This window comes from Aureimonas ureilytica (assembly GCF_001475935.1).
Taxonomy (GTDB): domain Bacteria; phylum Pseudomonadota; class Alphaproteobacteria; order Rhizobiales; family Rhizobiaceae; genus Aureimonas; species Aureimonas ureilytica_A.
This window is the reverse complement of sequence record NZ_LDQA01000007.1, coordinates 44592-62252: the sequence shown is the minus strand read 5'-3', so window position 1 is coordinate 62252 and position 17661 is coordinate 44592. Positions and strand designations below refer to the sequence as shown.

At 66.5% G+C, this 17661-nt stretch carries 20 protein-coding genes; 5 read left to right on the top strand and 15 right to left on the bottom strand.

Annotated features, from left to right (window positions below; translation table 11 throughout):
• Window positions 1-19 precede the first annotated feature (19 nt).
• From NS365_RS02245 to NS365_RS02230, 4 genes are read right to left on the bottom strand one after another with little or no spacing between them, the layout of a single operon-like run.
• The gene (locus NS365_RS02245) at window positions 20-463 is read right to left on the bottom strand and encodes a DUF1178 family protein (RefSeq protein WP_058598655.1); all 444 of its coding nucleotides are present in this window, start codon (window positions 461-463) and stop codon (window positions 20-22) included.
• A complete protein-coding gene (locus tag NS365_RS02240) occupies window positions 460-1323 on the bottom strand; it encodes a carbon-nitrogen hydrolase family protein (protein ID WP_058598654.1) in 864 nt (287 codons plus the stop codon). Before NS365_RS02240 ends, NS365_RS02245 begins: the two co-directional genes overlap by 4 nt.
• A gap of 12 nt (window positions 1324-1335) precedes the next feature.
• Complete coding sequence (gene grxC / locus NS365_RS02235; protein WP_058598653.1) at window positions 1336-1593, bottom strand: glutaredoxin 3; 258 nt, start codon at window positions 1591-1593, stop codon at window positions 1336-1338.
• Between the two features lie 55 nt (window positions 1594-1648).
• Window positions 1649-2395 (bottom strand): ComF family protein, encoded by a 747-nt coding sequence (locus NS365_RS02230; protein ID WP_082640381.1) that lies wholly within the window; start codon window positions 2393-2395, stop codon window positions 1649-1651.
• Window positions 2396-2603: 208 nt separating this feature from the next.
• On the opposite strand from NS365_RS02230, the gene NS365_RS02225 reads away from it, so the two are divergent.
• Window positions 2604-3488, top strand: coding sequence for a methyltransferase domain-containing protein (locus NS365_RS02225; RefSeq protein WP_058598672.1), 885 nt, complete (start codon window positions 2604-2606; stop codon window positions 3486-3488).
• Between the two features lie 17 nt (window positions 3489-3505).
• Here the strand turns inward: NS365_RS02225 and NS365_RS02220 are convergent, their stop codons facing one another.
• Window positions 3506-3709: a Flp family type IVb pilin gene (locus tag NS365_RS02220; protein ID WP_082655502.1), complete on the bottom strand. Its 204-nt coding sequence runs from the start codon at window positions 3707-3709 to the stop codon at window positions 3506-3508.
• Window positions 3710-3778: 69 nt separating this feature from the next.
• On the opposite strand from NS365_RS02220, the gene NS365_RS23995 reads away from it, so the two are divergent.
• Entirely contained in the window at window positions 3779-3991 is a 213-nt protein-coding gene (locus NS365_RS23995) for a hypothetical protein (RefSeq protein WP_153003620.1), read from the top strand.
• A 94-nt stretch (window positions 3992-4085) separates the two neighbouring features.
• Here NS365_RS23995 and mutT read toward each other — a convergent pair whose 3' ends face one another.
• The 4 genes from mutT to NS365_RS02195 form a co-directional block, all read right to left on the bottom strand.
• On the bottom strand, window positions 4086-4493 hold the full coding sequence (mutT, locus tag NS365_RS02210; protein WP_058598650.1) for an 8-oxo-dGTP diphosphatase MutT: 408 nt from the start codon (window positions 4491-4493) through the stop codon (window positions 4086-4088).
• 32 nt (window positions 4494-4525) lie between these two features.
• Window positions 4526-5314 carry a GNAT family N-acetyltransferase gene (locus tag NS365_RS02205; protein ID WP_058598649.1) on the bottom strand — a complete coding sequence of 263 codons (789 nt, stop codon included), beginning with the start codon at window positions 5312-5314 and terminating at the stop codon, window positions 4526-4528.
• Window positions 5295-6527 (bottom strand): bifunctional glutamate N-acetyltransferase/amino-acid acetyltransferase ArgJ, encoded by a 1233-nt coding sequence (gene argJ / locus NS365_RS02200; RefSeq protein ID WP_058598648.1) that lies wholly within the window; start codon window positions 6525-6527, stop codon window positions 5295-5297. Before argJ ends, NS365_RS02205 begins: the two co-directional genes overlap by 20 nt.
• Before the next feature lie 172 nt (window positions 6528-6699).
• The gene (locus NS365_RS02195) at window positions 6700-7698 is read right to left on the bottom strand and encodes a peptidylprolyl isomerase (RefSeq protein WP_058598647.1); all 999 of its coding nucleotides are present in this window, start codon (window positions 7696-7698) and stop codon (window positions 6700-6702) included.
• Window positions 7699-7991: 293 nt separating this feature from the next.
• On the opposite strand from NS365_RS02195, the gene secA reads away from it, so the two are divergent.
• Entirely contained in the window at window positions 7992-10727 is a 2736-nt protein-coding gene (gene secA, locus NS365_RS02190; protein ID WP_058598646.1) for a preprotein translocase subunit SecA, read from the top strand.
• An 80-nt stretch (window positions 10728-10807) separates the two neighbouring features.
• Here secA and NS365_RS02185 read toward each other — a convergent pair whose 3' ends face one another.
• From NS365_RS02185 to NS365_RS02165, 5 genes are all read right to left on the bottom strand, one after another.
• A complete protein-coding gene (locus NS365_RS02185) occupies window positions 10808-11212 on the bottom strand; it encodes a hypothetical protein (protein WP_153003619.1) in 405 nt (134 codons plus the stop codon).
• 51 nt (window positions 11213-11263) lie between these two features.
• Complete coding sequence (locus NS365_RS02180) at window positions 11264-12304, bottom strand: L,D-transpeptidase family protein (protein WP_058598644.1); 1041 nt, start codon at window positions 12302-12304, stop codon at window positions 11264-11266.
• Window positions 12305-12659: 355 nt separating this feature from the next.
• Window positions 12660-13619, bottom strand: a complete 960-nt coding sequence (locus tag NS365_RS02175) for an acetyl-CoA carboxylase carboxyltransferase subunit alpha (RefSeq protein WP_058598643.1) — start codon at window positions 13617-13619, stop codon at window positions 12660-12662.
• 172 nt (window positions 13620-13791) lie between these two features.
• Window positions 13792-14745 (bottom strand): site-specific tyrosine recombinase XerD, encoded by a 954-nt coding sequence (xerD, locus tag NS365_RS02170; RefSeq protein ID WP_058598642.1) that lies wholly within the window; start codon window positions 14743-14745, stop codon window positions 13792-13794.
• A 5-nt stretch (window positions 14746-14750) separates the two neighbouring features.
• Window positions 14751-14957, bottom strand: a complete 207-nt coding sequence (locus NS365_RS02165) for a hypothetical protein (RefSeq protein ID WP_058598641.1) — start codon at window positions 14955-14957, stop codon at window positions 14751-14753.
• Window positions 14958-15170: 213 nt separating this feature from the next.
• On the opposite strand from NS365_RS02165, the gene NS365_RS02160 reads away from it, so the two are divergent.
• Together NS365_RS02160 and aroB are read left to right on the top strand one after the other, a co-directional pair.
• Complete coding sequence (locus tag NS365_RS02160) at window positions 15171-15755, top strand: shikimate kinase (protein ID WP_058598640.1); 585 nt, start codon at window positions 15171-15173, stop codon at window positions 15753-15755.
• Window positions 15752-16879, top strand: a complete 1128-nt coding sequence (aroB, locus tag NS365_RS02155; RefSeq protein WP_058598639.1) for a 3-dehydroquinate synthase — start codon at window positions 15752-15754, stop codon at window positions 16877-16879. The genes NS365_RS02160 and aroB overlap by 4 nt, the downstream gene beginning before the upstream one ends.
• Window positions 16880-16929: 50 nt before the next feature.
• Here the strand turns inward: aroB and NS365_RS02150 are convergent, their stop codons facing one another.
• Window positions 16930-17643, bottom strand: coding sequence for a YoaK family protein (locus tag NS365_RS02150; RefSeq protein ID WP_058598638.1), 714 nt, complete (start codon window positions 17641-17643; stop codon window positions 16930-16932).
• Between the last annotated feature and the right edge of the window lie 18 nt (window positions 17644-17661).

Genomic DNA, 17661 nt, shown 5'->3' with positions numbered 1-17661 from the left:
GGCGAGGCGAAGTCTGAATTCAGTTCTTGTCTTCGGGCAGCGGCGGCAGGGGAATGGCGGTGATCCCCTCCTCCATCAGCGCGCGCACGTCGCCGCCCGAGGCCTCGCCATAGATCTGGCGTTCCTCGGCCTCGCCGTAATGAATGCGGCGCGCCTCCTCGGCGAACTCGTTGCCGACATAATCGGCCTTGGCGCGAACCTCGCGGGCAAGCTCCTGCAAGCGCGCCATGGCTTCGGCGACTTCACTCGGCACACCCGCCGCAGCGCTCTCGCTCGGGCGCGACAGGGCGCGTTCCGAAGTTGACACCGCCGGGCGCATCAGCGCCTTCGACACATCCTTCGCGCCGCAGACGGGGCATTCCAGAAACCCGCGCGCGGCCTGGGCTTCGAAATCGGCGCCGGATCGAAACCAGCCGTCGAACCCGTGCCCGGCCGGCTCGCAGCGCAGGGAATAATGGATCATGCGAGAGCGAAGTCCCCGCGCGGGGCCGGCGCGTCGAAACGGCGGCGGTTCTTCAGATTGGGAACCTTGGCACGAATGGCCGCGACTTCGCCCGTATCGACTTCGGCGAGCGCGATACCCGGCTCGTCGCCCGCGACCTCGGCGAGCACCCGGCCCCACGGGTCGATCGCGATCGAATGCCCGTAGGTCTCGCGCCCATCCTCATGCAGCCCGCCCTGCGCGGCGGCCAGCATGAAGCAATTGTTCTCGATGGCGCGCGCGCGCAGGAGAATGTGCCAATGCGCCTCGCCCGTCTGGCGCGTGAAGGCGGCAGGGGCGGTCAGGATTTCGGCGCCCGCCAGCGCCTCGGCGCGGAAAAGCTCGGGAAAGCGCATGTCATAGCAGACCGCAAAGCCGAGCTTGGCCGCACCGCCATTCACCGCGATCTCGGCCAGACCCGCCCGCGCGCCGGGAACATAGGTCGCCGATTCACGCCAGCTTTCGCCCTTGTCGAGATCGACGTCGAACATGTGGATCTTGTCATAGGTCTCGATCGTCTCGCCATCCGGTCCGATCAGGAAGGCGCGGTTGGCGGCCATGCCATCCGGCGCCTCCACCGCCGTCGAGCCGAGATGCAGCGTGATGCGATGACGGCGCGCAAGAGCCCGCGCGGCAGCCACCACCGGATCGGCCTCGGCCGGCTTCAGATGCTCGCGAAAGACTTGGCGGTCGCGGCAGAGAATGCCGGTCATCTCGGGCGTCTGCACATAATGCGCGCCCTTTGCCACGGCCTCGGTCACAAGGCGCTCCATCGCCTCGGCATTGCGCGCGGGATCGACGCCGGAGCGCATCTGAACGAGCGCGGCCTTGAACACGGTCATCGCGAAGCCCTCTCAGGCGGCCAGAAGCGGATCGAGCTTGCCGGCCCGATCCAGCGCATAAAGATCGTCGCAGCCGCCGACATGCGTCTCGCCGATGAAAATCTGCGGGAAGGTCGAGCGGCCGGGCGCGCGCTCCATCATCTCCTGGCGGAAGGCGGGATTTACGGTCGCGTCCTTCTCGTCGAAGCTCACGCCCTTGGACGAGAGAAGCTGCTTGGCGCGCGAGCAATAGCCGCAGAGCTGCCGTGTGTAGATCGTGACGGGGGGCATGAAGGCTCCTTGGCAAGTCGAGGCGAGATGGTCGGATCAGCCATCCCATATGCGGTCAACCGCGCCCGGCCGCAACCCTTGCGAAGACGAGCACATCGACCTCCCGCGCGCCGCCGCGCTTCAGCGCGCGCACGGCCGCCGAGACGGTCGCGCCCGTGGTGAAGACATCGTCCACCAGAAGCACGCGCTTGCCCTTGATGTCGGGCAGATGGGCGGCCGGCACCTCGAACGCGCCGCGCACATTGGCCTGCCGCTCGGTCGGCCCGAGCCCGACTTGCGAGCGCGTGCGCTTGACGCGGCGCAGCGCCATTGGGGCGAAAGCCGGCTGCCCGCTCGACAGGAGCCGCGCGAGTTCGGCCGACTGGTTGAACCGGCGGCGAAACAGGCGCGTACGATGAAGCGGCACGGGCACGATGAGGTCGGCGTCTGCCAGAAGCTCGGCCCCTGCCCGGCGCATCCACCCGGCCATCAAAGGCACGAGGTCCGTCCGGTCGCCATATTTGAGGCGTGAAACCAGTTTGGCCGCCAGATCCTCGTAAAGAACGGCGGCGCGCAGGCGCGCGAAGACGGGCGGATCGGCAATCGCCTCGGCCGACAGGAAGCCCTTGCCGAGATCGTAGGAGAAAGGCAGACCCAGTGCCTCGCAATAAGGCCTCTCGATGAAGTGCAGGCTGCGCCAGCAGGACGAGCAAAGGGCTGCCGCCTCGCCCACCGCCACGGCGCAGCCCGCGCAGACGGGCGGATAGAGGAAGCGCGTCAGCGAACGCGACACCAGCGTCCAACCTCGCAAGATCGGCGTCATCGGCTCCATCCCTCCCCGTCCACGGGCCGCGAGCGGCCCGCCCGTTGTCATGGGCAAGCGGGCGCCGCGAATTTCGTTCGCCTTCTTGCCAAGACTTCACGATATAGGCCTGACGGCCACTCGCAAGACCCGCCGCGCCATCCTGCGGCGCTTGCCGGAGACCGTCCCGCCTTTCGCCTGCCGAGACCTTGCCTTTCGAGAGCCCGCCATGACCGAAGCCCCTGCCCCGTTCGACCGCGCCCTTCTCGGCCAGCGCCGCCTGCGTGCCCATGCCAAGGCCGAGCCCGGAGCGGACTTCCTGCTTCAGAATGTCGCCGAGGATCTGGTGGATCGTCTGTCGCTGGTGCAGCGCCGGTTCGCGATGGGCGTCGATCTCGCCGGCTATTCGGGTCAGCTCGCGAGCCGGCTCGCCGCCGGTGGTCAGGTGGACCGCATTCTGCGCATCGAGCGCGACGAGAAGCTGCTCGGGCATGGCAGTGAGATCGTCGTGGCGGACGAGGAGATGCTGCCGCTGGCGGACGAGAGCGTCGATCTCGTGATCTCGGCCCTGTCGCTGCATCTCACCAACGACACGCCGGGAGCCTTCGTGCAGGTGCGCCGCGCGCTCAAGCCGGACGGGCTGTTTCTCGCCGCCCTTCTGGGCGGGGACACGCTGAACGAGTTGCGGGCCAGCTTGCTGGCGGCTGAGGCCGAGCTTTCGGGCGGCGCCTCGCCGCGCGTCGCGCCCTTCGCCGACATGCGCGACATCGGCTCGCTGCTTCAGCGCACCGGCTTCGCGCTGCCGGTGATCGATCTCGACCGGCTGACGGTTCGCTACGACACGATCTTCCACCTCATGCGCGATCTGCGCGCCATGGGCATGACCAACATGCTGGACGCGCGCTCGCGCCGCCCGGCCACACGCAGGCTGTTTCTGCGCGCGGGCGAAATCTACGCCGAGCGCTTCGCCGACCCGGACGGGCGTCTGCGCGCGACGTTCGACATCGTCTATGTCTCGGGCTGGCGTCCGCATGACAGCCAGCAGAAGCCACTCAAGCCCGGCAGCGCGAAGATGAGCCTCGCCGAAGCCCTAAAGCCCAAGCCCGACGCCTGAGCCCCCGTCAGACCGGCTCAGTTCGTCAGTGCGGCGCTGACCTTGGTGGAAACGCCGGACATCATGTCGGAGACGGACACGCCCGCCGCCTGGAACCCGCCGATGGCCGCCACCGCGATCAGCGAGGCCAGAAGCGCATATTCGATCGCCGTCGCGCCGGAGCGATCCGTCAGAGCGCGCCTGACGGTGAGGCTCAGGCTGGTGGAAAGGGCGTTCAACATGCGCCCCTCTGCGATCCATCGGGAAAACGCAGGCAGGAATTCAGATAGGAAGGCGAGGACGGCGCGCCCATGGCGAAGCTGAAGCTCGACGGCGCGACCGAACCGGTGATCGACATGTCGATGCCATCGCCGCTCAGGCTGCGCTCGAACCGAGGCGACAAGCCGACCATGATCGCCAAGGCCAGCGGGCCGACGAGAAGCATCGCGCGCAGCAGTGCGGCACCCGCTCCCGAGCGGCGCGTACGGCGTTTGGAACGGGACTTCGACATGCAAGCCTCCTGACGCGAGGGGACCGAACTTCGTGCCCCAATTTCGCCCAGAAGTGGTAAAGCCCGTTTTAAGGCATATCCTTAACGCAGCGGAATCTGGTCGCGGCTCATAGAAGATCGACCAGAAACGGAATCAGCGGCAAATCCGCCGGCGGCATGGGATAGGCGCGCAGGTCCGCCGCGCGAACCCATTTGATCTGTTGCCCCTCCAGACCGCGCGCGATGCCCTCGAAGCGGCGGCAGACATAGAGCGGCATCAGAAGGTGGAAGTCCTCATAGGTGTGGCTGGCGAAGGTCAGCGGCGCGAGGCAATCGGCCTTGGTCTCGACGCCGATTTCCTCGCGCAACTCGCGGATCAGGGTTTCCTCGGGCGTTTCCCCCGCTTCCACCTTGCCGCCCGGGAACTCCCACAGGCCCGCAAGGCTCTTCCCCGCCGGCCGCTCGGTCAGGAGAATGCGATTGTCGGCATCGATCAGCGCGCAGGCCGCGACGAGAAGAAGACGAGGCGTGGGCATAGGAGAGGCTCCGGCGAAGAAATGGAAAGGGGTCAGACCGCGACGCCTGGCGGCGCGCGGTAGACATAGCGATAGGCCTCGCGAAAGCCGAGCTTGTGGTACAGCGAAAGGCCGGCCTCGTTGTCGGCCTCGACCTGCAACCAGCCGGTGCGCGCGCCGCGATGCATCGTGTGGCGCAGGGCGGTGGTGACGAGATCGCGCGCCATGCCGCGCCGACGCGCGGCGGGAACCACGGCCACATCCAGAATGCCGGCGAGATCATTGTCGGTGATGGCAAGCGCGACGGCGAGCGGCGCGCCTGCCTCATCCTCGCGGATGAAGAAGGCGGCGGGCGGGCGGATCGAGTTCAGCACCTCCTCTAGGCCCGGCCGCAGCGACGCCGGGCGCTCATGCACGATGAGCGAAGCTTCCAGATAGCGTTGCCCGTCATGGATCGGGATGCGATCGACGCCGGGGTCGAGATCGATCGCGGCGAGATCGGCCATATAGACGACGCTTTCACCGAAGCGGGACCAACCTGCTTCGTCGAGATAGGCCGCCAACCTGGGCGAGCACAGCGGCGACTGGCGAAACAGGAGAGGCCTGCCGACTTCGGCAAAGCGCAGGCGCGCCGCCTCGATCCGCTCGTCGAGCCGGTTGTCGTCCGACCGGTCGAGCGGATTGACCGAGTTCAGGCGCTTGGCCGGAAAGCTCGTCGTCAGCCGCACGGCCCATGTGCCGTCGAAAAAGGTCGATGTCGCCGGCCAGGCGCGAAAGCCCGCCGCCTCGAGGCGGCGGACCACGGCCAGACTCACCGGCGCGTCAGCTCCGGTAGTCGCCATTGATCGCGACATAGTCCTTGGTGAGATCGCAGCTATAAACGGTCCAGCGCCCGGTCCCAAGACCCAGCTCGACGCGAATAGCGATCTCGTCCTTCTTCATCTCGGCCGAAGCTTCGGCCTCGCTATAGGCCGGGTCGCGCTCGCCTCCGACGGCGACGCGCACATCGCCGAAGAAGATCGCGAGCCGGTCGCGCTCGGCCGGCTCGCCCGCCTTGCCGACCGCCATCACGACGCGGCCCCAATTGGCGTCCTCGCCGGCCACCGCCGTCTTTACCAGGGGCGAATTGGCGATAGACAGCGCGATGCGCTTGGCGGAGGCGTCACTCACCGCGCCCGACACCGTGACCTGAATCTCCTTGCGCGCGCCCTCGCCGTCCCGCGCGACCTGCCGCGCGAGGTCGAGCAGCATGGCGTTCAGCGCCTCGCGGAAGGGCTGAAGGCGCGGATCGGCGGCTTCGCTCACCTCGGCATGACCGGCCTTGCCCGTGGCGAAGAGAAGCAGCGTGTCGGAGGTGGACGTATCGGAATCCACCGTCACCGAGTTGAAGCTCGGAGCGACGGCCTCCGCCAGCAGCGCCTGGAGCGCGGCGGGCGCGATCTTGGCGTCGGTCGCGAGGAAGGAGAGCATGGTGGCCATATCGGGCGCGATCATGCCCGCGCCCTTGGCGATCCCGTTCAGCGTCACCTGGGCGTCGCCGAGTTGGACCGTCCGGGTCGCGACCTTAGGATAGGTATCCGTGGTCATGATGGCGTTGGCGGCCTCGCGCCACAGCGCGCCGCTGACACCCGCGATCAGCGCCGGAATCTGCTGGGTGATCTTGCCCGCGTCCAGCGGCTCGCCGATCACGCCGGTCGAGGCCAGAAACACTTCCTCGGGCTGGCAGCCCAGCGCCTCGGCCATGGCCTTGGCGGTGGCCTCGCAGGTGGCGACGCCCTTCTTGCCGGTAAAGGCATTGGCATTGCCGGAATTGACCACCAGCGCGCGCGCCGTGCCGGCCTTCAGCGCGAGGCGGCAATGATCCACCGGGGCCGAGGGGCACTTGGAGGTCGTGAACACGCCGGCGACGCTCGTGCCCTCGTCGAAGCGCATGAGCAAGACGTCGGTTCGGTTGCGATACTTGATGCCCGCTTCGGCGGTCGCAATGGCGACGCCCTCGATCGCGGGCATGTCGGGATAGGTGCTGGGCGCAAGCGGCGAAACGGCGGTGGCCATGACTGTTCCCTCTTGGGAGGTTGGGGCGAACGCGCGCTTCCTGCCCGATGCGCCCCTGCGCCGCAAGGGCCGGCGAGCGAACGGGCGCACTTGGCGAAACGAAAACGCCCGCGAGGGATCGCGGGCGTCTGCAACGGGCTGTCGGGAGCGCACGATATGCGCCCCCGAAATCTTAGTTGGCGGGCTTGGCGGCGGCGTCGGGCGTGGCCTGATCGGCCTCGTCGGCGGCCTCTTCCGGGTCGGCGGCAGCGGCGCCCGACATGGCCTTTTCCATGGCCTCGACCTGCGCCTTCAGGGCGGGGTCCTCATAGGTGACCTTCTCGGCCTCGCGGGCGGCCTGCACCATGGCGATATACTTCTCGCGCATGACGATCTGGCGCACCTGATCCTTCACCTGGTCGAAGGCCGGCGGCTGCTGCTTGCGCTTTTCCAAGACCTTGATCACGTGCCAGCCGAACTGCGTCTGCACCGGCTCCTTGGTGTAGGTGCCCGGCTCCAGCTTGAAGGCAGCCTCTTCAAACGGCGGCACCATCTGGCCGGGGCCGAAGAAGCCGAGATCGCCGCCCTGCGGGCCGGTCGGGCCGGTGGACTTCTCAGCGGCGACCGCGTCGAAATCCTTGCCGGCGTCGAGTTCCTTGATCGCAGCCTCGGCCTCTTCCTTGGTCGGAACGAGGATATGCTTGGCGTGGATTTCCTCCACCGGCTTCATGGCCGCGACCTCGGCGTCGTAGCGCGCCTTCAGCTCGGCATCGGTGATGGCGGCCACGCCTTCCTTCTCGAAATAGGCGTTATGCAGCGCGCGCTCGCGCAGGAAGGCGATGCGACGGGCGACATCGGGCTGGTCCTGCAGCTTGGCCGCTTCCGCCTTTTCGGCCAGCGCCTTGATGTCGATCAATGCCGAAAGGACGGCGAGGCGCTGCTGCTCGGGCGGCAGCTGGCCGAACTGGCTGGCGAGATCGGCGGAAGCGGCCTGAAGATCGGCCTCGGTGATCACCTGCGAGCCGACCTTGGCCAGCACCGTCTCGGGCGGCAGGGGCTTGGCGGGCGCGGGCGCTGCGGCGGCGGGCGCTGCCGGCGCGGGCGTGTCCTGCGCCAGCGCGGGAACGGCGACGAGGGCCGTCATCAAGGCGAGGCTGGAGGCGGCGAGCCGGAGGCGGGTCAGGTCGAGCATGAGGCGAAGGAGCCTTTCAGGGAAAGCGGCCCGGGGCGAAGACGAATCGCCCAAGACGGCACAGGTCTCTTGCATACCGCAAAGAAGCGGCTTTGCGGTGTTTTGAGGGCCGCGCGGCACGAGGGTCGCGGCGTTGACATCGATCAGGCCCCCTCTTATCTCTCGCACAATTTAGAAGTCCAGCTGCCTTCATGCCGCCGTGATGGTGCGGGTGACGGGGCCGATCTCGGCTTGAAGCATGGGACGACGGGCGCGCCGCGCCCGATAGAGAGTTTCCTGGAAGGACGTTACGGATGGTGAGTTTCGCTGGCCTTGCCCGCAAGCTTCTGGGGTCGGCCAACAGCCGCCGGGTCCGCAAGTTCGACCCCACGGTACGCGCCATCTCGGCGCTCGAGCCCGAACTGTCGGCCCTGTCGGACGATCAGCTGCGCGCCCGCACGGAACAGTTCCGCGACGAGATCGCCAAAGGCAAGACGATCGACGATCTTCTGGTGCCGGCCTTCGCGACCGTTCGCGAGGCGGCCAAGCGCGCGCTCGGCCTGCGGCCCTTCGACGTGCAGCTGATCGGCGGCATGGTGCTGGCCGGCGGATCGATCGCCGAGATGCGCACGGGTGAAGGCAAGACGCTGGTCGGCACCCTGCCCGTCTATCTCGCCGCGCTGGAAGGCAAGGGCGTCCACGTCGTCACGGTGAACGACTATCTCGCCCGTCGCGACGCCGCCACGATGGGCCGGGTCTATAATTTCCTGGGCCTTACGGTCGGCGTCATCATGCACGGCATGTCGGACGACGAGCGCCGCGACGCCTATAATTGCGACATCACCTACGCGACGAACAACGAACTCGGCTTCGACTATCTTCGCGACAACATGAAATACGAGCGCTCGCAGATGGTGCAGCGCGGGCATCATTTCGCGATCATCGACGAGGTGGACTCGATCCTCATCGACGAGGCGCGCACGCCGCTCATCATCTCCGGCCCGCTGGACGACCGCTCCGATCTTTACCGCACGATCGACAGCTTCATCCCCCAGCTGACGGCCGAAGATTACGAGGTCGACGAGAAGCAGCGTCAGGTCTCCTTCACCGAAGACGGCACCGAGAAGCTGGAGCGCCTTCTAGAGGCGGCCGGCCATCTTGTCGGCGACTCGCTCTACGACATCGAGAACGTCACCATCGTTCACCACGTGAACAACGCGCTGAAGGCCCACAAGCTCTTCCAGCGCGACAAGGACTATATCGTCCGGGGCGACGAGATCGTCATCATCGACGAATTCACCGGCCGCATGATGCCGGGTCGCCGCTTCTCGGAAGGCCTGCATCAGGCGTTGGAAGCCAAGGAAGGCGTCACGGTCCAGCCCGAGAACCAGACGCTCGCCTCGATCACCTTCCAGAACTATTTCCGCATGTACAAGCGCCTCGCCGGGATGACCGGCACGGCGGTGACGGAAGCGGCCGAGTTCGCGGACATCTACAATCTCGACGTTCTGGAAATTCCGACCAACCTGCCGGTCAAGCGGTTGGACGAGGATGACGAGGTCTATCGCACGAACGAAGAGAAGTTCCGCGCGATCGCCAAGGAAATCCGCGCGGCCGCCGAGCGCCGCCAGCCGATCCTGGTGGGAACGACCTCGATCGAGAAGTCCGAGATGCTGGCCGAGCGCCTGCGCCAGGACGGGCTGAAGAACTTCCAGGTTCTCAACGCGCGCTATCACGAGCAGGAAGCCTATATCGTCGCGCAGGCCGGCGTTCCCGGCGCGGTGACGATCGCGACCAACATGGCCGGTCGCGGCACCGACATTCAGCTCGGCGGCAATCTGGACATGCGCATCGAGCACGAGCTGGCCGAGATGCCGGAAGGGCCCGAGCGCGAGGCCGCGATCGCCGCGATCCGCGAGGACATTCAGCGCCTCAAGCAGGAAGCACTGGCGGCCGGCGGCCTCTACGTGCTCGCCACCGAGCGCCACGAGTCGCGCCGCATCGACAACCAGCTGCGTGGCCGTTCCGGCCGTCAGGGCGACCCCGGCCAGTCGAAATTCTATCTGTCGCTTCAGGACGACCTGATGCGCATCTTCGGCTCCGAGCGCATGGACGCGATGCTGACGCGTCTCGGCCTCAAGGAAGACGAGGCCATCGTCCACCCGTGGATCAACAAGGCGCTGGAAAAGGCGCAGAAGAAGGTCGAAGCGCGCAACTTCGACATCCGCAAGAATCTTCTGAAATACGACGACGTGATGAATGACCAGCGCAAGGTCATTTTCGAGCAGCGCATCGAACTGATGGACGCCGAGTCGCTAGACGAGACCGTCACCGACATGCGCCACGAGATGATCGAGGATCTCGTCGCCAAGCGGATGCCCGAGCGCGCCTATCCCGAACAGTGGGAAACCGCCGAGCTGACCGAGGAAATCCGCGAGTTCCTCAATCTCGACCTGCCGATCGCCGCCTGGGCGGAAGAGGAAGGCATCGACGACGCGGACGTGCGCACGCGCATTCTGGAAGCCTCCGACAAGGCCTTCGCCGAGAAGGAGCAGCGCTTCGGCCCGGACATCATGCGCTATATCGAGCGCTCGATCGTGCTTCAGACGATCGACGCTCTCTGGCGCGAGCATCTCGTCAATCTCGATCATCTGCGCTCGGCCGTCGGCTTCCGTGGCTATGCGCAGCGCGACCCGCTGAACGAGTACAAGTCGGAAGCCTTCGAACTTTTCCAGTCGATGCTGACGCACCTGCGCGAACGCACGACACAGCAGCTCATGCGCGTCGAGATCGTGCGCCCCGAGGAAACCGCCCCGCTCGATATGCCGCCGATGCAGGCCCATCATATCGACCCGCTGACGGGCGAGGACGAGTTCGGCCACGGCGCCGAGCGCCTGACGGCCGACTTCACGCCCGCCGCCGAGGCCCCGCTGCAGATCGCCCCGAACGATCCGAGCACCTGGACCTCGATCAGCCGCAACGCCCCCTGCCCCTGCGGCTCCGGCAAGAAGTACAAGCACTGCCACGGCGCCTACGAGCAGATCGCCTGAGGCCAGGCAGCGAGAATGGAAAAAGGCCGGCGGAGACGCCGGCCTTTTTGCTGGACTGCAGGTGATGAGACGCTGCACCGTCAGCGCGTCACGACGATCGTGACAGAACCGATCGTCTCACGTCGCCGCCATACGGCATCGACCTCAATGCCTGACCGATGATGACGGCCGTCATAGATCGTGAGGCGATCGACACCCATGCTGAAGGTGGAGTATCCCCGCTCATTGGCGAACATGCATTTCAAAGGCCAGCAGCTTATAGATGCTTGCCCTTCTCCGCCTCGTATATGTGGGGGACGCAGGCTAAGCTCGATCCTCGGCCAAAACGACAAAAGGATTTCGCAATCCTTATCCGAAACGCACAGCATTTCGCCGGCAATCGGCTCCAAACTACCGATCATCGCGCCGAACCGGACCGTGTAGTGGAACGGCTCAGGCTGGCTGGGGGCCTTGTCTCGCGCCATAGCCGGCATGGTCACCAGCAAACCCGCGACAATCCATTTTGCCCCGAACCACCGGATACCCAAGCGAGCGGCTTACTGGTCTCGCGAGGCGTCGCTCGTGTTCAACACCCGCTTCTGCAACAGGTTCTTGAACATCGAGGTCTTGGCGTTCAGCGGCTTGCCGTCGCGGTCGTAGCCCTCGCGGCGATGCTGCTCGGCGGCGTAGGCCTCGGCGGAGATCGGCGAGCCGGTCTTGTAGACGAGGCTCGGTGTCGTCGCGAACTCTTCGGGCGCCATGGTGGAGGCGATCTTCTGTTCGAGCTCGTCGTCGGCCTTGCGCTTGGCGACGAGTTCGGCGGGCTCGGCGACGGCCGGGCATGTGCCGTCGGGATCGAGCACGCGGCCGTCGCTCAGCGTCGCGTCGAAGACATAGCGCTTCTCGCAGGTGGCGACCGCCACCGGCTTCTTGGTCAGCTCGAAGCGGTCCGTGCCTTCCTTCAGCATCTTCCAGAAGGCGTAATGCTCGGAATTCTTATGCCGCGCCATGTTCTTGGGCGTCATGCGGAAGGGCAGCGCCTGAAACTGGATCGCCTTCTGCCCGCCCTGAAAGGCGTGGCGAGCCAACGCGTAAAGCTCTTCCATCTGCCAATTGTCCATGGCGTAGCAGCCGGACGAATTGCAGGAGCCGTGCACCATCAGGTTCTGGCCGGTGGAGCCGTTGGCGCGGTCATAGGCGTTGGGATAGCCCATGTCGAAGGCGAGGTGATAGTTCGACTTCGGGTTCAGATGGCCGGGCGTGACGGAATAGAAGCCCTCGGGCGCCTGCCGGTCGCCTTCTTTCCGCTTGGGGCCGAGTTTGCCGGACCAGGCGCAGATCGGGTAGGTCTTGAGCAGCGCGAAGCTGCCGTCGCTCTTCTGCTTCCAGACCTCGAGTTCGGATTCTTCCTTATAGATCCGCACCATGATGGCGGAGTTCTCGCCCATCTGGTTGGTGCGGATGAGCTTGACGAGGCTGGGCGGCAGCGGGGCGTCCGCGCCCATCAGATCGCCGAAGTCGGCACCGCCCGTGCAGCCCGACAACGCCAGAAGCGAGCCGGCCAGGAAAGCAGCAGCAGCAAGGCGTCGTGCGGACATGTTCCGTCTCATCCCCTCGACCGGCCTCGTCCCTCTTCGGCTCGCCGGCAAACCGATGCATGGATCGGCACCGGAGCGCCGAAGCGAGGCAGCGCCGAATGGATCCACGCCGTCTCGTATCACCTCTTGTCGAGCCGGGACGGTTTCCAATCCCTTAACGCGCGATCACAAATGCATGTTATTCCCGGTGTCGAACTGACCTTCGCCCCGCCTTTGACGATGGCACGGCAAAGCGACGGATGGCCGGAACAAGCCATCCGTCTCGCCTTCCCTACAGGAAAACGCACTCGAAAAACAGTCACACCTCGTCCGGCGGCTCGCGGAGCTTGGCGAGCCGACCAAACAAGACGGGAGATCAGACCTTGAGGTCGCGGCCGATGGCGAGGAACTTCTCGCGCCGATCGCGCCGCAGCGCCGCTCCGTCAAGCTGTGACAGCTCGGTCAAGGCGGCCTCCACGCGCTCGGCCGCCATGTCGATCGCGGCGTCCTTGTCGCGATGCGCGCCGCCCAGCGGCTCGGGCACGATCTCGTCGATGACGCCGAAGCCCTTAAGGTCCTGCGCGGTGATCTTCATCGCCTGCGCGACATCCTTGGCGCGCGCGGCGTCGCGCCAGAGAATCGATGCGCCCGCTTCCGGCGAGATGACGCTGTAGATCGCGTGCTCCAGCATCAGAACGCGATTGGCGGCGGCGATGGCGATCGCCCCGCCCGAGCCGCCCTCGCCGATCACGAGCGAGACGAGAGGCACTTCGAGCTTGAGGCAAGTCTCCGTCGAGCGGGCGATGGCCTCGGCCTGGCCGCGCTCTTCCGCGCCGATGCCGGGATAGGCGCCGGCCGTATCCACCAGCGTCAGGACGGGAATGCCGAAGCGCTCGGCCATATCCATGATGCGCACGGCCTTTCGATAGCCCTCCGGCCGCGCCATGCCGAAATTGTGCTTGAGACGGGTCTGGGTGTCGGAGCCCTTTTCCTGCCCGATCACGGCGACCGAGCGACCCCGAAAGCGGCCGAAGCCGGCGATCACCGCAAAGTCCTCGGCGAAATAGCGATCGCCCGCCAGCGGCGTGAAGTCGGTGATGAGGCGGGAGATATAGTCCACGCAATGGGGCCGGTCCGGATGACGGGCGACCTGCGTCTTCTGCCAGGGCGTCAGCTTGCGATAGAGATCGACCAGCGCATCGGAGGAGCGCTTTTCCAGCCGCTGAATGTCCTCCGAAACGTCGAGACTGTCCTCGCCCGAGCCGATCTTCTTCAGTTCGATGATCTGGCTGTCGAGATCGGCGACGGGTTTTTCGAAGTCGAGATAATTGTGCATTCAGCAGCGGCCCGAAGCCGTCCTCGTGGCAGGGCCAGCGGCGCGCGGGCCTGGTTTCGTCGAAGCGCCGGCGATCGGCCGGACGGCGCCGCCATCCCTCCGGGGGTGTTCGCGTCGGCCGGCAAACTGGCGATCCGACCTCTTTGTGTCAAGACCTATGGGGCGGCGTACCCTATTCCTCGGCCGCCAGGGCCGAGAGCGGATGAAGATCGGTGACGAGCCGCAGGAGCCGCTCTTCCAGAACATGGGTGTAGATCTGCGTCGTGCCGATATCGGCATGGCCGAGCAGTTCCTGCACGGCGCGAAGGTCCGCGCCATTCTGCAGGAGATGGCTGGCGAAGGCATGGCGCAAAACGTGGGGCGATACGCGATCGGGCGAGATGCCCGCGCGAGCGGCCAGCGCCTTTAGATCCCGCGCGAAGCCCTGGCGCGTCAGGTGGCCGCTTTCCGACAGGGCCGGAAACAGCCAGGGGCTTTCATAAGAGCCGTCCCGCTCGGCGCTGGGCGAGGCTTTGAGCGCGGTGGCGAAGCGCTGAAGCGCGTCCCGCGCGCGCTCGCCGACCGGCACCATGCGCTCCTTGTTGCCCTTGCCGCGCACCACGATCAGCCGCTGGCGCGAACGCAGAACCGAGCGCGGCAGCGAGACGAGTTCCGAGACGCGCAGGCCGGTGGCGTAGAGAAGCTCCACCAACGCATGCATCCGCAGCGCGCGCGTCAACGCCGGGCTGGAGAGATCGGGCGCGGCGGCCTCCGCCTCCGCCCGGTCGATCAGCGCGTCCACCTCGGCCTCCGAGAGGATCTTCGGCAGGCTGCGCGCCCGGCGCGCACCCTCGATCGGCGAAGTCGGATCATCGGGCCGGATGGCTTCGGCATAGAGAAACTTGAAGAACTGGCGCAGCGCGCTGGTGCGCCGTTGCAGGCTGGAGGGCGCGAAGCCCTCCTCGTCCAGATGCTCGATATAGCGGCGGATCGATTCGGTTGATGCCGCGCACAAGGCGACCCGCTCGCCCGCCATAAATTCGCGCGCATGGTCGAGATCGCGCCGATAGGCTTGGAGCGTGTTGTCGGCCGCACCGCGCTCCACCGCCATCATTTCCAGAAAGCTCTCGATCCGCGCCCCGTCCATACCGCTCATCGCAGCCCCTCCACGGCAGGAGCGGACGAAGCCGGCGCGGGCGGGGCCACCGGCACCCGTCGTTCCTGAAGCGCGGGAATCGGCACGTCGATCGTCACCGGCACGATCTCGGGGCGCACGAAGGTGACGAGCGCCCACATGACCGCGAAGACCGCGCCCGCCAGGAGAGCGAGAACGATGAGAAGGCGTGTGAGTGTCGGCATGAACAGGCGTGGCTTTCCCTTCGGAGCGCGCGCTCCGTCTCGTCCCCGTGGGGCAATCTAGTGACACCCGGCGCGAAGCGACAGGTCTTTTCCCGAAGGCAGTGCCTGCGTATCCGGCCACCTGTTGTTTCGAACCCTCGGGTTCGCTTGACGGCTTGGGGGTTTTCTGGTCTCAGACCATCGCTTTACAAGCATTTTTGAAGCTTTCGTTCCATGACCGGTGCCGACCACGAGCCTCTGAAGCATGATGCCGTCGCCCGGTTGCGCGGTCGCTCGATCGTGCTCGTCGGTCTGATGGGCGCGGGCAAGACCCATGTGGGCAAGCGCCTCGCCGCGTTTCTCGATCTGCCTTTCGTCGATACCGACCAGGAAATCGAAGAGGCGGCGCGCATGACGGTCGCCGAACTCTTCGCCGCCTATGGTGAGCCGGAGTTCCGGGCGCTCGAAGCGCGCGTCGTGGCACGGCTGATCGATGGCCCGCAGCATGTGATCGCGACCGGCGGCGGCGCCTTCATCAACGAGGAAACGCGGCGCATCCTGAAGGAGCGCTCGGTCACGATCTGGCTGAAGGCCGATCTCGACACGCTGATGGAGCGCGTATCCAAGCGCCCGACGCGCCCGCTCCTGAAAACGGCCGATCCGCGCGCCACGATGAAGAACCTGATGGACGCGCGCTATCCCATCTACCGCACGGCCGACATCCACATCCATTCGCGCAACGCCAAGCGGGACACGATTGCACGCGAGATCGTGCAATCGCTCGCCGGCCGCTCCAGCCATCGGAAAGCCGCGTCATGACCGACGAGACCCCTTCGCGCCGCACCGTTCGCGTCGAGCTGGGGCCGCGCTCCTATGACATTCTGATCGGCTCCGGGCTTCTGGCCGAGGCGGGCCGCGAGATCGCGGCCCTCCTGCCCAAGGCCCGGCTCCTGATCGTGGCGGACGAGCGGGTGGACGATCTCCATGGCGCGGCGCTGCGCGCCTCGCTGGATCGGGCTGGCATCGGCCACGCGACCATGCGCCTGCCCTCAGGCGAGCCGACCAAGAGCTTTCCCCATTTCGAAGCGGTGGTGGACCGCATTCTGGAAGAAAGGCTGGAGCGGGGCGATGCGGTGCTCGCCTTCGGCGGCGGCGTGATCGGCGATCTCGCGGGTTTTGCGGCGGGCGTCGCGCGGCGCGGGATGCGCTTCGTGCAGGTGCCGACCTCGCTTCTGGCGCAGGTCGATTCCTCCGTCGGCGGCAAGACGGGCATCAACTCGCCGCGCGGCAAGAATCTCGTCGGCGTCTTTCATCAGCCCGCGCTGGTTCTGGCTGACACGGATGTTCTGGAAACCCTCTCGGCCCGTGAATTCGCGGCCGGCTATGCCGAGGTCGTCAAATACGGGTTGATCGACCGGCCGGACTTTTTCCATTGGCTGGAAGCCAAGCGCGGCGCGATCTTTGCCGGCGGGCCGGAGCGCGCCGAGGCCATCGCCGCGAGTTGCCAGGCCAAGGCCGAGGTCGTGGCGGGCGACGAGCGGGAGGACGGCAACCGCGCGCTTCTCAATCTCGGCCACACGTTCGGCCACGCGTTGGAATCGGTGGCGCGCTACGATGCCGAGCGACTGGTGCATGGCGAAGCCGTGTCGATCGGCATGGCGCTCGCCCATCGCTATTCCGTTCGTCAGGGCTTGTGCCCGGGGCAGGATGCCGAGCGCGCCGTGGCGCATCTGCGCGCGGCCGGCCTGCCGACCCGCATTCAGGAGATTCCGGGCTCCGGGTTCACGTTGGACGCGCTGATGAGCAAGATCGCGCAGGACAAGAAGGTCGTGCGCGGCGCGCTGACCTTCATCCTGACACGCGGCATCGGCCAGTCCTTCGTCGCCAACAATGTGGACCCGGCCGAGATCACGCGCTTTCTGGAAGCCGAACTCGCGGCTTAAGCGAACTCGCGGCCTGAGCGGGCGCGCGGCGCAAAGCCGCGCCTCGATCGTCAGCGAAGCGGAGCGCCGCCATGCGTTTCGCGGCGGAAGGGCCGCTTGGCCAGCCAGATGCGTCGCCAGCTTTGCGGAACCACGAGGCTGGCAAGCGCAAGACCGAGAGCCACGCCGGCCACCACCAGGATCGCCGCCCCCCCTGAGCGCTGCGTGACGAGAGCGCCTGTAAGCGCGCCTGATAGCATTCCCGTCCAGGGCACGATCTGCGTCCACCAGCCCTTCGTGTGATGGCCGAGCAGAAAGCGCCCGAGCCCCCGGCCGAAGCGCGATAAGGCACCGGAAACATAGGTGACGCCGAGCGCCTGCCCGTCGACTTCCTCCAGCGCGGCGTTGAGCGCGCCCATGGCGAAGACCAGCGCCGGCACGCCGTGAGACGGGTCGCGGAAGAGCAGCGGCACCAGCGCGAGCAGCCCGACCAGCGCCAGAAGCCCCGGCTGGCTTCCCCGCGTCCAGCGCATGAACAACACGCCAAATGCGTTGCCGACCACAAAGGTCGCGATGACGAGCCCGAGGCGCAGGATCGCGCCCCCCTCGCCCGAAGACAAAGCGATGGCCAGTCGCGTCGTATTGCCGCTCATGAAGGACACGAAATCGCCGGCCAGGAGAAAGCCGACGACATCCGTCATGCCCGCCAGAAAGCTGAGGCTGGCGGCGAACAGGAGGCCGGTGGCGAGGCGAAGACGGTTGCGACGGCGGAGCCGCGTGCGCATCGAAGGAAAGCCGCCCGG

What these genes read in the sequence shown, in the direction of transcription:
- NS365_RS02245 (WP_058598655.1), bottom strand. Translation starts at nt 463, where the DNA reads ATGATCCATTATTCCCTGCGCTGCGAGCCGGCCGGGCACGGGTTCGAC.
- NS365_RS02240 (WP_058598654.1), bottom strand. Translation starts at nt 1,323, where the DNA reads ATGACCGTGTTCAAGGCCGCGCTCGTTCAGATGCGCTCCGGCGTCGAT.
- grxC (WP_058598653.1), bottom strand. Translation starts at nt 1,593, where the DNA reads ATGCCCCCCGTCACGATCTACACACGGCAGCTCTGCGGCTATTGCTCG.
- NS365_RS02230 (WP_082640381.1), bottom strand. Translation starts at nt 2,395, where the DNA reads ATGACGCCGATCTTGCGAGGTTGGACGCTGGTGTCGCGTTCGCTGACG.
- NS365_RS02225 (WP_058598672.1), top strand. Translation starts at nt 2,604, where the DNA reads ATGACCGAAGCCCCTGCCCCGTTCGACCGCGCCCTTCTCGGCCAGCGC.
- NS365_RS02220 (WP_082655502.1), bottom strand. Translation starts at nt 3,709, where the DNA reads ATGTTGAACGCCCTTTCCACCAGCCTGAGCCTCACCGTCAGGCGCGCT.
- NS365_RS23995 (WP_153003620.1), top strand. Translation starts at nt 3,779, where the DNA reads ATGGCGAAGCTGAAGCTCGACGGCGCGACCGAACCGGTGATCGACATG.
- mutT (WP_058598650.1), bottom strand. Translation starts at nt 4,493, where the DNA reads ATGCCCACGCCTCGTCTTCTTCTCGTCGCGGCCTGCGCGCTGATCGAT.
- NS365_RS02205 (WP_058598649.1), bottom strand. Translation starts at nt 5,314, where the DNA reads ATGGCGACTACCGGAGCTGACGCGCCGGTGAGTCTGGCCGTGGTCCGC.
- argJ (WP_058598648.1), bottom strand. Translation starts at nt 6,527, where the DNA reads ATGGCCACCGCCGTTTCGCCGCTTGCGCCCAGCACCTATCCCGACATG.
- NS365_RS02195 (WP_058598647.1), bottom strand. Translation starts at nt 7,698, where the DNA reads ATGCTCGACCTGACCCGCCTCCGGCTCGCCGCCTCCAGCCTCGCCTTG.
- secA (WP_058598646.1), top strand. Translation starts at nt 7,992, where the DNA reads ATGGTGAGTTTCGCTGGCCTTGCCCGCAAGCTTCTGGGGTCGGCCAAC.
- NS365_RS02180 (WP_058598644.1), bottom strand. Translation starts at nt 12,304, where the DNA reads ATGTCCGCACGACGCCTTGCTGCTGCTGCTTTCCTGGCCGGCTCGCTT.
- NS365_RS02175 (WP_058598643.1), bottom strand. Translation starts at nt 13,619, where the DNA reads ATGCACAATTATCTCGACTTCGAAAAACCCGTCGCCGATCTCGACAGC.
- xerD (WP_058598642.1), bottom strand. Translation starts at nt 14,745, where the DNA reads ATGGACGGGGCGCGGATCGAGAGCTTTCTGGAAATGATGGCGGTGGAG.
- NS365_RS02165 (WP_058598641.1), bottom strand. Translation starts at nt 14,957, where the DNA reads ATGCCGACACTCACACGCCTTCTCATCGTTCTCGCTCTCCTGGCGGGC.
- NS365_RS02160 (WP_058598640.1), top strand. Translation starts at nt 15,171, where the DNA reads ATGACCGGTGCCGACCACGAGCCTCTGAAGCATGATGCCGTCGCCCGG.
- aroB (WP_058598639.1), top strand. Translation starts at nt 15,752, where the DNA reads ATGACCGACGAGACCCCTTCGCGCCGCACCGTTCGCGTCGAGCTGGGG.
- NS365_RS02150 (WP_058598638.1), bottom strand. Translation starts at nt 17,643, where the DNA reads ATGCGCACGCGGCTCCGCCGTCGCAACCGTCTTCGCCTCGCCACCGGC.